At 37.9% G+C, this 13475-nt stretch carries 16 protein-coding genes; 14 read left to right on the top strand and 2 right to left on the bottom strand.

Translation table 11 applies throughout. From position 1 onward, the window contains the following. The first annotated feature begins 29 nt into the window (after nucleotides 1-29). Nucleotides 30-263: an acyl carrier protein gene (locus J2S77_RS05365; protein ID WP_167259993.1), complete on the top strand. Its 234-nt coding sequence runs from the start codon at nucleotides 30-32 to the stop codon at nucleotides 261-263. Between the two features lie 214 nt (nucleotides 264-477). Further along, on the top strand, nucleotides 478-1155 hold the full coding sequence (rnc, locus tag J2S77_RS05360; protein ID WP_306975352.1) for a ribonuclease III: 678 nt from the start codon (nucleotides 478-480) through the stop codon (nucleotides 1153-1155). Between the two features lie 39 nt (nucleotides 1156-1194). Here rnc and J2S77_RS05355 read toward each other — a convergent pair whose 3' ends face one another. Then, nucleotides 1195-1416, bottom strand: coding sequence for a DUF1128 domain-containing protein (locus tag J2S77_RS05355; RefSeq protein WP_306975350.1), 222 nt, complete (start codon nucleotides 1414-1416; stop codon nucleotides 1195-1197). 575 nt (nucleotides 1417-1991) lie between these two features. On the opposite strand from J2S77_RS05355, the gene smc reads away from it, so the two are divergent. The 4 genes from smc to ffh are packed head-to-tail and all read left to right on the top strand — an operon-like array spanning nucleotide 1992 to nucleotide 8308. Then, complete coding sequence (gene smc, locus J2S77_RS05350; protein WP_306975348.1) at nucleotides 1992-5561, top strand: chromosome segregation protein SMC; 3570 nt, start codon at nucleotides 1992-1994, stop codon at nucleotides 5559-5561. A 32-nt stretch (nucleotides 5562-5593) separates the two neighbouring features. Continuing rightward, complete coding sequence (gene ftsY, locus J2S77_RS05345; RefSeq protein WP_306975346.1) at nucleotides 5594-6613, top strand: signal recognition particle-docking protein FtsY; 1020 nt, start codon at nucleotides 5594-5596, stop codon at nucleotides 6611-6613. Nucleotides 6614-6628: 15 nt separating this feature from the next. Then, the gene (locus tag J2S77_RS05340) at nucleotides 6629-6955 is read left to right on the top strand and encodes a putative DNA-binding protein (RefSeq protein WP_306975344.1); all 327 of its coding nucleotides are present in this window, start codon (nucleotides 6629-6631) and stop codon (nucleotides 6953-6955) included. A gap of 12 nt (nucleotides 6956-6967) precedes the next feature. Continuing rightward, complete coding sequence (gene ffh, locus J2S77_RS05335; protein WP_306975343.1) at nucleotides 6968-8308, top strand: signal recognition particle protein; 1341 nt, start codon at nucleotides 6968-6970, stop codon at nucleotides 8306-8308. A gap of 72 nt (nucleotides 8309-8380) precedes the next feature. Here ffh and J2S77_RS05330 read toward each other — a convergent pair whose 3' ends face one another. Then, on the bottom strand, nucleotides 8381-8758 hold the full coding sequence (locus tag J2S77_RS05330) for a PH domain-containing protein (protein ID WP_306975341.1): 378 nt from the start codon (nucleotides 8756-8758) through the stop codon (nucleotides 8381-8383). A 193-nt stretch (nucleotides 8759-8951) separates the two neighbouring features. Between J2S77_RS05330 and rpsP the strand changes: the two genes are divergently transcribed. From rpsP to rnhB, 8 genes are all read left to right on the top strand, one after another. Next, nucleotides 8952-9224, top strand: coding sequence for a 30S ribosomal protein S16 (rpsP, locus tag J2S77_RS05325; RefSeq protein WP_167260007.1), 273 nt, complete (start codon nucleotides 8952-8954; stop codon nucleotides 9222-9224). A 14-nt stretch (nucleotides 9225-9238) separates the two neighbouring features. Further along, nucleotides 9239-9466, top strand: a complete 228-nt coding sequence (locus tag J2S77_RS05320) for a KH domain-containing protein (protein WP_167260009.1) — start codon at nucleotides 9239-9241, stop codon at nucleotides 9464-9466. 76 nt (nucleotides 9467-9542) lie between these two features. Further along, nucleotides 9543-9929, top strand: a complete 387-nt coding sequence (locus J2S77_RS05315; protein ID WP_306975338.1) for a YlqD family protein — start codon at nucleotides 9543-9545, stop codon at nucleotides 9927-9929. 5 nt (nucleotides 9930-9934) lie between these two features. After that, on the top strand, nucleotides 9935-10453 hold the full coding sequence (rimM, locus tag J2S77_RS05310) for a ribosome maturation factor RimM (protein ID WP_306975336.1): 519 nt from the start codon (nucleotides 9935-9937) through the stop codon (nucleotides 10451-10453). After that, complete coding sequence (gene trmD / locus J2S77_RS05305; RefSeq protein WP_306975509.1) at nucleotides 10453-11202, top strand: tRNA (guanosine(37)-N1)-methyltransferase TrmD; 750 nt, start codon at nucleotides 10453-10455, stop codon at nucleotides 11200-11202. The genes rimM and trmD overlap by 1 nt, the downstream gene beginning before the upstream one ends. Nucleotides 11203-11303: 101 nt before the next feature. Continuing rightward, nucleotides 11304-11648 carry a 50S ribosomal protein L19 gene (rplS, locus tag J2S77_RS05300; RefSeq protein WP_306975334.1) on the top strand — a complete coding sequence of 115 codons (345 nt, stop codon included), beginning with the start codon at nucleotides 11304-11306 and terminating at the stop codon, nucleotides 11646-11648. A 126-nt stretch (nucleotides 11649-11774) separates the two neighbouring features. Then, a complete protein-coding gene (ylqF, locus tag J2S77_RS05295; RefSeq protein WP_306975333.1) occupies nucleotides 11775-12620 on the top strand; it encodes a ribosome biogenesis GTPase YlqF in 846 nt (281 codons plus the stop codon). Nucleotides 12621-12677: 57 nt separating this feature from the next. Beyond that, entirely contained in the window at nucleotides 12678-13448 is a 771-nt protein-coding gene (rnhB, locus tag J2S77_RS05290) for a ribonuclease HII (protein ID WP_306975507.1), read from the top strand. Nucleotides 13449-13475: the final 27 nt, after the last annotated feature.

Raw genomic sequence — 13475 nt, 5'->3', positions numbered from 1 at the left:
TTATGGTTCTTTGAAGGGAGGTGAACGACATGGCAGACGTATTTGATCGTGTCAAAAAAATCATCGTTGAACGTTTAGACGTAGACGAATCAAAGGTAGTTGAAAATGCTTCATTTAAAGATGACTTAGAAGCAGACTCATTAGACGTTGTAGAGCTTGTAATGGAGCTTGAAGATGAGTTTGATTTAGAAATTTCTGATGAAGATGCAGAAAAAATTAATACAGTAGGTGATGCTGTTAATTACATAAACAGCAGTCAGTAACTGAGAAAGTAGAGGATGGCTCATGATGTCATCCTCATTTTCTATTAGAAAGCCTCTGTTAAAGTATAGTGTTGATTTTTAAATGATGTAGCACTGAGTTGTTGAATTGTGAGAAGCGAAGGTGGCGACTCGTGCCTGCGGAAAGCTTCCACCGATAGCGGATCACAAAATCAACAATGGACTTTAGTAAAAGCTATTAGAAAAAGGTGACAGTATGGATATCAAACAATTTCAAGAACGTTTTAATCTTTATTTTGAAAACGAATCATTATTAAAACAAGCTTTTATGCATACATCATATGTTAATGAGCATCGAGATCAATCACTAGAAGATAATGAACGATTAGAATTTTTAGGGGATGCTGTATTAGAGTTGGCAGTCTCTCAATATTTGTTTAGACAATACCCTCACATGAGCGAAGGTGAATTGACTAAGTTTCGTGCGAATATCGTTTGCGAACCATCGCTTGAACAATTTAATCGACAATTATCTTTAGGGCAATATTTGTTACTTGGGAAAGGTGAAGAGGTATCTGGTGGCAGAGAGCGTTCAGCTATCTTGGCAGATGCTTTCGAAGCTTTAATGGGTGCGATTTATTTGGACAAAGGTTTTACAACAGCCTTAGCGTTTCTAGAAGAAAATATTTTCCCAAGTATTGAACCTGGTGCTTTTTCGCATGTGATGGATTATAAGAGCAAGTTACAAGAAAAAATGCAGAAGAAAGGTCAAAACGTCTCCTATCAGATAATTGATGAGCAAGGACCTGATCATAATCGCGAATTTATTGCAGGCGTTTTCTTAAATCATAATAAAATTGGTGAGGGACGCGGTCGTTCGAAAAAAGAAGCAGAACAAGAAGCAGCGAAAGAAGCATTACAACAAACAGATTAATGATAAAAAATGACCAACCTTTAAAAGGCTGGTCATTTTTTACTTACGATATTTACTTAGTTCATTGATAATTGCATTGATTTCTGCAACACTTACCTGTCCTTGGGCTTTAACCATATCGTAAATGTCCTTTATATCGTAGTAATGATCAAGATCATAATCTCCTGGTTTTAATAGGGCAGCATTTAATACCTGCAGTTCTTGAGCTAAGTCTTCAATGATGTATGTTAGGTTTTCTTCTGTTGCTTCATTTAAATTCATAAAATCACTTCTCCTATTCGTTGTAATGAGCCTTCTGTGAACTCCTGATTTATGATAAAATGTAAAGGTTGACAATCATAGCGTTGATTTTACATCAGTGTAGGTAATAGTACTGTTAAAGTCAGTGTTAATTTGAAAATGTGTAATTACCAGGTTGTTGAATTGTGAGAAGCGAAGGTGGCGACTCCTGGTCAACTAAGTTCGGTCACGTCCTGCGCCTGCGAGTACTCGGCGCAGAATAGTCGAAGAAGCTTATGAAATCAGCTTTTGTGACCAACGTTGACATTAGGCCGTCCGGGCCGTCACGGGAACAGCACGTGTCTCGAGACCCCGCAGGCCACGCTTTTCGGCCGAGGGATGCACCTGCGTCTTCTAGCAAAGCTTCGAAGTAGGCTTCCTCGGTGCAAGTAACAAAGAAGCTTATTCGATGAAGTTGCCTGGCTCGAGCCGTGCCCGCGGAAAGCGTCCACCGAGAACGGATCACAATTCAACAACAGACTTTACCTCTTTTAAAGAGATTAATTAACGTATACATAAATTAAAGTGTAGCATGAAATGAGTAGGTGTATAAAGTCATGTTCCTAAAAAAACTTGAAACAGTCGGATTTAAATCATTTGCAGAACGTGTATCAGTCGATTTCGTTCCAGGAGTGACAGCAGTTGTTGGTCCCAATGGAAGTGGCAAATCGAATATTACTGATGCCATCCGCTGGGTGCTAGGTGAACAATCAGCTAAATCCCTACGCGGTTCGAAAATGGAAGATGTCATTTTTTCGGGTAGCGATACTCGAAAGGGGCTAAACGTTGCAGATGTAACACTTGTTTTAGATAATCATGATCATCAATTACCAATTGATTATGATGAAGTTGCGGTCACAAGACGTGTGTACCGTTCAGGCGATAGCGAATACTTATTAAACAAGCAACCTTGCCGCTTAAAAGATATTACAGATTTATTTATGGATTCTGGCTTAGGTAAGGAAGCTTTTTCAATCATTAGCCAAGGAAAAGTTGAAGAAATTCTATCCTCTAAATCAGAAGAACGTCGTAGCATTTTTGAAGAAGCAGCAGGTGTATTAAAATATAAAAAACGTAAATTAAACGCCCAAAAGAAACTTGATGAAACAGAAGATAATTTAAGTCGTGTTGAAGATATCATTCATGAAATTGAAGGTCAGTTAGAACCGCTTCAAGAGCAGGCTGATATCGCAAGACAATACATGACTAAGCGTGATGAGTTAGAACAAGTAGAAGTCTCATTACTTGTAGCTGAAATAGAAACCATTCATCAAGATTGGGAACAATTATTAAATTCCATTGAACAACTTAAATCGGCATTGACCGAAGAAAAAACGGTGATACAACAGGATGAAGCAAACTTAGAAGACAAGACCAATACCATTAATCATTTAGAACAACAAATTAACAAATTACAAGATGAAAAACTGTCACTAACACAAGAGATTGAACAACTTGAAGGACAGAAGAATGTTTTAGTTGAACGGCTTAAACATTATGACGAAAGCAAGGAAAAGCTCGAACAATCCATTCAATCACACCAAAATCAAATTGATCAACTTCAACTTGATTTTGATGATTATCAATCTAGACTTAACGTACTGAAATCGTCGCGTCAAGAAACAAAAGATCAAATCAACGAACTTAAGCGAGCTATGGCGTCTGGAGATGAAAATATCGAAGACACCATCGAACAATTGAAGGCTGAGTATATTGATCTTTTGAATGATCAAGCAGCTAATCGAAATGAGAAACATTCTATTGATAAGCAATTAGAACAGTTAGAATCACGAAAAGAACGGCTAGATGCACGCTTCAACGAAATGTTAAGTGAACGTGAACAGCTTGAGCAAACTTTAGCAGACAATGAACAAAAAGAAACAGAACTAAATAAGGAATTGCAAACGAAACGTGATATTTTTGAGGATCAAAAATCTAAACGTGATACTTTGCAAGAAGAGATTCAAGCTGATGATGATAAACTTAACCAAGCCTATCGAATGATCGAACAATTACGTTCGAAAAAAGATATGTTAGAAGATATGAAAGAATCTTATAGCGGGTTTTATTACGGGGTTAAATCGATTTTACAAGCCAAAGAAAAAGGAAAATTGTCAGGGATTCATGGTGCAGTTGCCCAATTAATTGATGTGGATCAAAATTATGTGACTGCCCTTGAGACGGCTTTAGGTGGACAGGCACAGCATATTGTTGTCGAAAACGATAAAAACGCTCGTGATGCGATTCACTATTTAAAACAAGCTAAAAGTGGGCGTGCGACGTTACTACCTTTAACTACAATGAAATCGCGCTGGGTAGGTGAGCAAGTCTACAATACTATAAAGCAGTTAGATGGCTTTATTGGTGTTGCTTCAGAACTTGTGACAGTAGAGGAAACCTATCGTTCGATCGCCGATAATTTATTAGGTAATATTATCGTTGCTGAAACACTTAAAGATGCTAACGCTATGGCTAAAGCTATTAATCATCGCCACCGACTGGTGACATTAGAAGGAGATGTGGTCAATCCAGGTGGTTCTATGAGCGGTGGTGCTAAGAAACAAAATCAACAAGCTTCGTTATTTACTCGTGAGCGCGAGTTAGAAGATGTTCAGACAAAGTTGAAACAATATGAAATAAAAACAGAACAATTTAATTCAGATTTATCATCTAAACGCAAGCAATTAGAATCAATCAAACAAGAATGTTTTGATGCTGAAAAACAATGTGACACCTTGAATCAATCATTACAAGAAGTCGAACAAGCTAAACAATCGAATCGTATTCAGTTAGATCATATTAATAACCAATTAGAAGTATATGATCAAGAAACGAAACAATATGAAGACGATAAAAGTCAATTTCAGATACAATTGAAACAATTAAATGAAACGCTTTCGAATCAAGATGAGCAAGCAACAGCGTTAAAACAACGAATTGACGATTTAACTGAAAATCAATCATCTTATAAGGCAGAACAAGATGAACAGCAAGATCAACTTAACCATTTGCAAATCAAATTAGCTGAACAAGACAGTGATGTTCGTAACCAAGAAGAACGATTGGAGCAATTGAAAGGTTCTTTAGAAGAAGAAAAACAACAAAAAGAACAATTAGAACAAGAATTACATGAATTACAAACATCACACGAAAAAGCTGAAACGGTCGAAGGGTTATCGGACTCTCTAAGTAACCATCGTGAACGCCTAGTGAAAGTTAATACTCAACTAGATGATGCCAAGGAGCAACGTGAGCAACAACGTCAATTGAAAGATGACCTTGAACGTGAAGTAAAAGAGAAAAATCGTTTATATGATGAAAAAACTCAGCAATTACAGAAACAAGAAGTTCAGGCGAATCGTTTAGATGTTGAACTTGAAAATCGTCTGCAACAATTGCAAGATGAATACGCTATGACATTTGAACGGGCAAAATCAGAATATGGTCCATCAGATAATCTCGAAGAAGCAAAGCAATCGGTACAGACGATTAAACAAGATATTAAAGCCTTAGGTCATGTCAATCTCGGTGCGATAGAAGAATATGATCGCATTCAAGAACGTTATACTTTCTTGACTGATCAACGAAATGATTTACTAGAAGCTAAAGAAACTTTAAATGGTATTATTGGCGAGATGGACGAAGAAATGGTGCGTAAATTTAGTGAGACGTTTAGCCAGATTCAAGAACAATTTACAAAAGTATTCAAATCATTATTTGGTGGTGGACATGCTGAACTGAAACTGACAGATCCGGAGAATTTATTAGAAACGGGTGTCGATATTATCGCTCAACCACCAGGCAAAAAGCTACAACAACTTGGTCTTTTATCAGGTGGAGAGCGTGCTCTGACCGCAATTGCATTATTATTTGCGATCTTACGTGTTAGACCCGTTCCGTTCTGTGTATTAGATGAAGTTGAAGCTGCTTTAGATGAAGCAAACGTTATTCGTTTTGCTCAATATCTAAAGGAATTTTCTGCACAAACACAATTCATCGTAATTACACACCGTAAAGGGACAATGGAATATGCAGATGTTCTTTATGGGGTCACGATGCAAGAGTCAGGTGTATCGAAGATGGTGTCAGTTAAATTGGAAGAGACTGAAGAGATGATATATAATTAGAGTGTAATGGATGTAGTAGAAAGGAAGGTACGATGAGTTTCTTTAAAAAATTAAAAGATAAAGTAAGTAAGCAAACAGAAGAAGTGACTGATAAATTTAAAGATGGTTTAAGTAAGACACGAGACTCATTTACGACTAAAGTTAATGACCTAGTGGCACGTTATCGTCAAGTTGATGAGGAATTCTTTGAAGAACTAGAAGAAATTCTAATTTCAGCAGATGTTGGCGTTAATACAGTCATGGAGTTTATAGAAGAGCTAGAAATGGAAGTAAAACGTCGTAATATTAAAGATACAGAGCAAGTAAAGGAAGTCATCTCTGAAAAATTGGTCGAAATTTACTATGGTGACGATGATGAATCACTTGAAGCGTTAAATATTCAAGAAGGTGATCTAACCGTTATATTAGTTGTAGGTGTTAATGGTGTAGGTAAGACAACTTCAATAGGAAAACTGGGTTATCAGTTGCAACAAGAAGGAAAATCAGTGGTAATGGCTGCTGGCGATACATTCCGTGCTGGTGCCATCGACCAACTGGATATCTGGGGACAACGCGCAGGTGTTAATGTTATTAAGCATAGCGAAGGGGCTGACCCTGCAGCAGTCATTTACGACGGTATTCAAGCAGCCAAATCTCGTGGTGCAGACGTTTTACTTTGTGATACAGCCGGTCGTTTACAAAATAAAGTAAATTTAATGAAAGAATTGTCTAAAGTTCATAAAGTGATCGAGCGAGAACTCCCCGATGCACCTCATGAGACATTACTCGTGTTAGACGCGACAACTGGTCAAAATGCCTTGAGTCAAGCTAAAACATTTAAAGAAGCGACAGATGTATCTGGTATCGTTCTAACAAAATTGGATGGTACAGCACGAGGTGGTATTGTGCTTGCTATTCGAAATGAACTTAATATACCTGTCAAATACGTTGGTCTAGGCGAGCAAATCACTGATTTACAACCGTTTAATGCTCATCAATTTGTTTATGGCTTATTTGGTGATCTGATGACACGTGTTGAAAATGATGGAGACGATTCGGATGACAAAAAATAACTGAGGAGTGTCATCATGTTAGAAAAAACAACACGCATGAATTATTTATTTGATTTTTATCAGAAGTTGCTAACAGAGAAACAACGCAATTATATGGAATTATATTATTTAGAAGATTATTCTCTAGGTGAAATTTCCGAAACTTATTATGTCAGTAGACAAGCTGTATATGATAACATAAGACGTACAGAGCTCATGCTTGAAGAGTATGAAGACCATCTCGGTTTATACCGTTATTTTGAAAAGCGACATGAACTGATTCAAGCGATGAAACAAAAGCTATCACATCAGAATTATAATGATATTCAAGCATTATTAGAACAATTGGAAAACCTAGACTAGGGGGTCAGCCATATGGCATTCGAAGGATTATCCGAACGTCTGCAAGAAACGATGAAGAAGATTACGGGTAAAGGTAAGGTTAGTGAAGCAGACGTTAAAGAAATGACACGTGAAGTCCGTTTGGCATTACTTGAAGCGGACGTTAACTATAAAGTTGTAAAAGATTTAATTAAACGAATTAAAGAACGAGCTGTAGGTCAAGAAGTAATGGAGAGCTTAACACCTGGCCAACAAGTTATCAAAGTGGTTCGTGACGAACTGACTGAACTTATGGGCGGGGAACAAAGTAAAATTGCGGTTGCTAATAAACCGCCAACTGTTATTATGATGGTTGGTTTGCAAGGTGCTGGTAAAACGACGACAACAGGTAAATTAGCGAACCATTTACGAAAAAATTCTAATCGTAACCCCCTACTTGTTGCCGCGGACGTCTATCGACCAGCTGCTATTGATCAACTCGAAACTCTTGGTGAACAACTTGATTTGCCTGTCTATTCAAAAGGAACGGAAGCGAATCCAGTTGATATTGCTAATGAAGCGATTGAGAAGGCGAAAGCGGAGCATCATGATTATGTCATCATTGATACAGCGGGTCGTTTGCATGTTGATGAAGATCTCATGGACGAATTACAACAGGTTAAAACAAACATGAATCCTGATGAAATCTTCTTAGTAGTGGATTCAATGACTGGTCAGGACGCCGTCAATGTTGCTGAGAGTTTTGATAGTCAGCTCGACATAAGTGGTGTAATCTTGACGAAACTTGACGGGGATACGCGTGGTGGTGCTGCTCTTTCAATTCGTTCTGTCACTGGTAAACCGATAAAATTCGCTGGTATGGGCGAGAAGTTAGATCAACTTGAACCTTTCCACCCTGATCGTATGGCTTCACGAATTTTAGGGATGGGCGATGTCTTTAGTCTGATTGAAAAGGCTGAGACCGAAGTTGATGAGAAGAAAGCGAAAGAGATGCAGGACAAAATGAAATCTGCATCATTCACTTTTGAAGACTTTTTAGAACAAATGGATCAAGTGAAAAACATGGGGCCACTTGATGAATTAGTTAATATGATGCCTGGTGCGAACAAAATGAAAGGCATGAAGAACATGCAAATGGATGATAAACAATTATCCCATATTGAAGCTATTATCCAATCGATGACCAAAAAAGAACGTATTGAACCTAACATTATTAATGCAAGCCGTAAGAAACGGATTGCTCAAGGTTCAGGAACGTCTGTTGCTCAAGTGAATCGCTTATTAAAGCAATTTGAAGAAATGAAGAAAATGATGAAGCAAATGACGAGTTCTAAAAAAGGTAAAAAAGGCGGCATGAACTTACCATTTATGTAAAAATATAAACACCACACTATCACTTTCGTTATTCTGTGATAGTGTGGTGTTTGTTTTAGGGTCTGATGTTAATTAAGTACACTTCGAAGCTAATACTTTCTGAATGTCATAGATGCTGTTATCCTTCTTGAATTGTTTACTAATGGTTGGTTGGGAACCGCTTGAAATCCAGATCTTTAGTTCGGCATCGAGGTCGAAAGTGCCTGCTGTTTCAATGCTAAAATGTGAGATACTGTTATAAGGGACGGAATGATAATCTGTCTTTTTACCTGTCATTCCTTGTTTATCTACCATAATTAGTCGGCGATCTGTAAAAACGATTAAGTCACGAACCAATTTAAAGGCCACGTCAACGTTTTCGCCATCAACTAATAAATCACCTAATTCTTTTTCGACTTCATCTGCTTTAGCGGTTGAGGCATTTCCCATTAAGCCATCAAATAATCCCATTTAGAATCCTCCTTAAATTCAGCCTACACTTTAATAATTAGACGAAGATAGTAAAATTCCTGCTAGACTAGTATGGTCATTTTTTATGAAAAGAATAAAGATTTTTAATATGTCATGCAAAAATACTTTACACGCTTTAAACTGTCTGCTACAATCTGTACTTGTGATAAGTTAATTAATGGAGGTGTAAGACATGGCAACTAAAATTCGTCTAAAACGTATGGGTTCTAAACGTAATCCGTTTTATCGTGTCGTTGTCGCAGATTCACGCGCGCCACGTGATGGCCGTATCATCGAGCAAATTGGCACATATAATCCAGTATCTGAAACACCAGAAGTTTCAATCAATGAAGAGAAAGCACTTGACTGGATGACTAAAGGTGCTCAACCAAGCGATACAGTACGTAACTTGTTCTCAGAGAAGGGCATCATGAAGAAGTTTCACGAGTCAAAAAATAACGGATAAGGATTTGTGATATCATGAAACCCTTAATTGAAACGATTGTGACACCGTTAGTTGATCATCCTGAACAGATTCATGTTAATGTTGAAGAAACGGATGAAAAAATCCGTTATCATTTAACCGTACATGAAGATGACGTTGGGAAAGTGATTGGCAAAAACGGTCGTATCGCAAAAGCGGTTCGAACAGTGGTTCATGCCGCTAATTCGGACACGCATAAAAAGGTTTATGTTGATATTATGTAAAGGGGGAGAGGGTTTCAAAACCTTTCCCTTTTTTTGCATGCCCAAGGATTTAAGTCACAAACTATAGGTGATCTTCATGAAAATCATCCGTCAAACCAAAGTGAAGCAAGTATTAACTGAGACGAGTAAAGAAAAATTACAATATCATTTTGAGAATGAAATTTCTGCAAAACGCAAAGAAATTGATCAACTCGTGTTTGAAAAGAAAAAACTTCTTAAACAACAATTTGACTCTCAAAAAGTTGAAGCAAAATTTGCTAAAGAAGAGTTGAAGCGTCAACAGTCAATCGAGTGGTATGAATTTCAACTTGAACAATTAAAGCAATTACCATTGGGTAGTGAAATTACCGAGCGTGAAGTAGAAGAAATCGTTGAGGTTTCAATCGGTGATAACTGGGAAGAACTGATGGGTGCAAGAGAGATTGTTGTTCAAGATGGAAAAATTGTTAAAATAAATAGGTGATATACATGGACCAAAATTATTTAAAAGTAGGAACTATTGTTAATACACATGGTGTTCAAGGTGAAGTTCGTGTCATGTCGGTGACCGATTTTAATGAACGTTATGAACCTGGGAGTCGATTGTTTTTGGAGTGGAATGATCAGATGGTAGAGGTCACCGTAAAGTCTCACCGCGAGCATAAACAGTTTGATCTCTTAACGTTTGAAGGTTATGACACCATCGAATCTGTTGAACCACTAAAGCAAACAACACTTTATGTTAGTATTGAAGATCTACATGAATTGGATGACGATGAATTCTATTATTTCGAAATTATTGGTTGTGAGGTTTATTTCACTACAGGGGAACATCTTGGTCGAATTAAAGAAGTCATGCAACCTGGCGCAAATGATGTATGGGTAGTTGATCGTCCTGAACCTGGTGCAAAGGATGCGCTAATACCATTTATTGATGAGATCGTGAAAGATGTAGACATTGAAAATGGACTGATTACGATTGATTACATGGAAGGATTACTCCCATGATGAAGTTGGATATATTAACCCTATTCCCTGAAATGTTCCATGGTGTTTTTGAATCGTCAATTTTGAAGAAAGCAAAGGATAAAGGTGCCTTTGAATATAACCTTATTGATTTTCGGACCTATACTACGAATAAACATAACAAAGTAGATGATTACCCATATGGTGGTGGTGCTGGTATGGTACTTACGCCACAACCGATTTTTGATGCTGTAGAAGACTTACAAAAACAACGTGAATCTGAACCAAGGGTTGTTTTACTTTGTCCTCAAGGCGAACCTTATACTCAACAAAAAGCTGAAGAACTAGCTGAGGAAGACCATTTGATTATGATCTGCGGTCACTATGAGGGTTACGATGAACGAATTCGTACTGAGTTAGCAACAGACGAAATATCAATTGGTGATTACGTATTAACTGGCGGTGAACTGGGGGCTATGGTTGTGACCGATAGTGTGATTCGTTTATTGCCCGAAGTATTAGGGAACGAAGAATCTGCAGAACGGGATTCTTTTTCTACGCCTTGGTTAGAACACCCACAATACACACGTCCGCAAGATTTTCGAGGTCATCAAGTACCAGATGTCTTGTTGTCAGGTAATCATCAAAAAATTGATGACTGGCGAGAATATGAATCAATGAAACGAACGTATGAAAGACGACCTGATCTGATTGATGAATCACGATTAACTGAGCGAGAGAAGAAACTATTAAACCAAATAAAAATCGAGCTAGGTGTTGAAAGAGATTAAGGTGTATGATATATTATTTTAGTGCTTAAGTCTTCTTAAGTCGAAAACGATGTTCCGCTACTTGGATAAGTAAGAGCATTAGTTGGAAGGAGTGAACGAATATGCAACAGATTTTAGACCAAGTCGTACAGGACCAACTACGTACAGACGTACCTGAATTCCGTGCTGGTGACTCAGTTAAAGTACACGTTAAAGTTGTCGAGGGTAACCGCGAACGTATTCAGGTGTTTGAAGGTGTTGTCATCAAACGTCGTGGTGGTGGAATTAACGAATCGTTTACAGTACGTAAGATTTCTTACGGTGTAGGCGTTGAGCGTACATTCCCAATCCATTCACCTCGTGTTGACAAAATCGAAGTATCTCGTCGTGGTCGCGTACGTCGTGCGAAGCTTTATTACCTACGTAATCTACGTGGTAAAGCAGCGCGTATCCCAGAAAGACGATAGGTATAAGAAGAACCAAAAAGAGCTTGGCGCTTACGTCGTCAAGCTCTATTTTTTTACATCAAATTAAAAGACAACCTTACGCGCAATGGTTATACTAAGTATAAGATTAATTAATGAGGTGATGGTATGGCGATTCAATGGTTTCCAGGACATATGGCGAAAGCAAAACGGGAGGTAGAAGAACAACTATCACTCGTAGATCTTGTGATTGAATTGGTCGATGCTCGCGTACCATATTCGAGTCAAAATCCTATGCTTCAAGATGTCATTCAAGAGAAACAAAAGTTGATATTATTGATGAAAAAAGATTTGGCTGATCATGAGTTAACGATAAGCTGGATTAGTTATTTTCAACAACAAGGTCATTATGCATTGGCTGTTGACGTTAATAACCAAGATGATATTAAACAAATTGTGAAGCAAACCAAACAAATTAGTGAGCAAATCAATGAAAGAAGACGCAATAAAGGCATCAATCCCCGTTCATTACGAGCTATGATCATTGGGATCCCTAATGTTGGTAAATCAACGCTTATTAACCGCTTAGCTAGTAAAAAGCAAGCTCAAACGGGTGACAAACCAGGTGTTACCAAAAAGCAACAATGGATTAAGATTCAAGGTGAATTCGAATTATTAGATACACCAGGGATTTTATGGCCGAAGTTTGAAGAACAAGAAGTGGGTTATAAATTAGCAGCCATTGGTACGATTAAAGATCAAATCCTGTATCTAGATGATATTGCTGTCTATATTTTAAATACGATGAAAGAGCATTATCCTAACGCGTTAACCCAACGTTATCCAAATCTAAATCTAGAAAGTGAAGATATAGTTGAATGGTTTGATACGATTGGAAAAAACCGTGGCTGTTTAATGTCAGGGGGGAATATTGATTATGACCAAGTCGCAGACGTCATCATTAAGGATTTACGACAAGGTCATCTAGGTCGTATTACATTTGACCAGCTTTAAGTTTATAATTTATTGAAATATGCCGATATAGAAATAAAGGAGACGATTGAGGTGGATGTGAGTCAACTAACAATTCGTTATATTAAGACAATGGTTGAATCAGATGAGGTAACAAGTGATCAATTAGCATTATTAAGGAAAGATGCACGGTCTGGTGTACAGAAACTGATCAATCAATATGATAAGCGAGTTGAAAAGCAAGAGCAATTAAAGGTTAAGTTCGAGAAGATGAAGGAGTTCGAGGATGCACAGTATTCAGATGGTTACAGGTTCATAGCAGGTGTTGACGAAGTAGGGCGTGGGCCACTTGCTGGTCCAGTAGTAGCCGCTTCTGTCATCTTAGATCCGTTTGATTCCACACTAATCGGAATTGATGATTCAAAGCAGCTTTCTGAGACGAAACGAGAGCAATATTATGAAACAATTATGGACAATGCTATTGCTGTTGGAGTTGGTATAGTCAATGCGAATAGAATCGATCAAATTAATATCTATCAAGCAGCAAAACAAGCTATGGCAGAAGCGATCAATGATATGCATCAAGAACCTGATTATTGCCTGTTAGATGCGATGACACTTGAGGAATTGTCGTGTCCGCAGCAATCACTCGTGAAAGGTGACCAAAGAAGCATATCGATTGCCGCTGCGAGTGTTATAGCTAAAGTGACGCGTGACAACATGATGGTTGAAGCAGCTCACACATATCCTGATTTTGAATTTGACCGTAATATGGGGTATGGAACCACCAATCATTTACAAGCATTATCTGAACACGGGCCCACACCACTTCACCGACGATCATTTAATCCGGTAACGTCATATGTATAAACCTTGGCGTTAACAATGAATATATAA

Source organism: Alkalibacillus salilacus, assembly GCF_030812915.1.
GTDB lineage: Bacteria > Bacillota > Bacilli > Bacillales > Alkalibacillaceae > Alkalibacillus > Alkalibacillus salilacus.
The sequence above is the reverse complement of the archived record's forward strand: the minus strand, read 5'-3'. Positions and strand labels throughout refer to the sequence as shown.

Excerpts from the sequence above, each read along its gene's own strand:
- ftsY (WP_306975346.1), top strand. The coding sequence starts at position 5,594 with ATGAGTTTCTTTAAAAAATTAAAAGATAAAGTAAGTAAGCAAACAGAA.
- J2S77_RS05355 (WP_306975350.1), bottom strand. The coding sequence starts at position 1,416 with ATGAATTTAAATGAAGCAACAGAAGAAAACCTAACATACATCATTGAA.
- ylqF (WP_306975333.1), top strand. The coding sequence starts at position 11,775 with ATGGCGATTCAATGGTTTCCAGGACATATGGCGAAAGCAAAACGGGAG.
- rplS (WP_306975334.1), top strand. The coding sequence starts at position 11,304 with ATGCAACAGATTTTAGACCAAGTCGTACAGGACCAACTACGTACAGAC.
- trmD (WP_306975509.1), top strand. The coding sequence starts at position 10,453 with ATGAAGTTGGATATATTAACCCTATTCCCTGAAATGTTCCATGGTGTT.
- J2S77_RS05365 (WP_167259993.1), top strand. The coding sequence starts at position 30 with ATGGCAGACGTATTTGATCGTGTCAAAAAAATCATCGTTGAACGTTTA.
- J2S77_RS05320 (WP_167260009.1), top strand. The coding sequence starts at position 9,239 with ATGAAACCCTTAATTGAAACGATTGTGACACCGTTAGTTGATCATCCT.
- smc (WP_306975348.1), top strand. The coding sequence starts at position 1,992 with ATGTTCCTAAAAAAACTTGAAACAGTCGGATTTAAATCATTTGCAGAA.
- rnc (WP_306975352.1), top strand. The coding sequence starts at position 478 with ATGGATATCAAACAATTTCAAGAACGTTTTAATCTTTATTTTGAAAAC.
- ffh (WP_306975343.1), top strand. The coding sequence starts at position 6,968 with ATGGCATTCGAAGGATTATCCGAACGTCTGCAAGAAACGATGAAGAAG.
- J2S77_RS05315 (WP_306975338.1), top strand. The coding sequence starts at position 9,543 with ATGAAAATCATCCGTCAAACCAAAGTGAAGCAAGTATTAACTGAGACG.
- J2S77_RS05340 (WP_306975344.1), top strand. The coding sequence starts at position 6,629 with ATGTTAGAAAAAACAACACGCATGAATTATTTATTTGATTTTTATCAG.
- rimM (WP_306975336.1), top strand. The coding sequence starts at position 9,935 with ATGGACCAAAATTATTTAAAAGTAGGAACTATTGTTAATACACATGGT.
- rpsP (WP_167260007.1), top strand. The coding sequence starts at position 8,952 with ATGGCAACTAAAATTCGTCTAAAACGTATGGGTTCTAAACGTAATCCG.
- J2S77_RS05330 (WP_306975341.1), bottom strand. The coding sequence starts at position 8,758 with ATGGGATTATTTGATGGCTTAATGGGAAATGCCTCAACCGCTAAAGCA.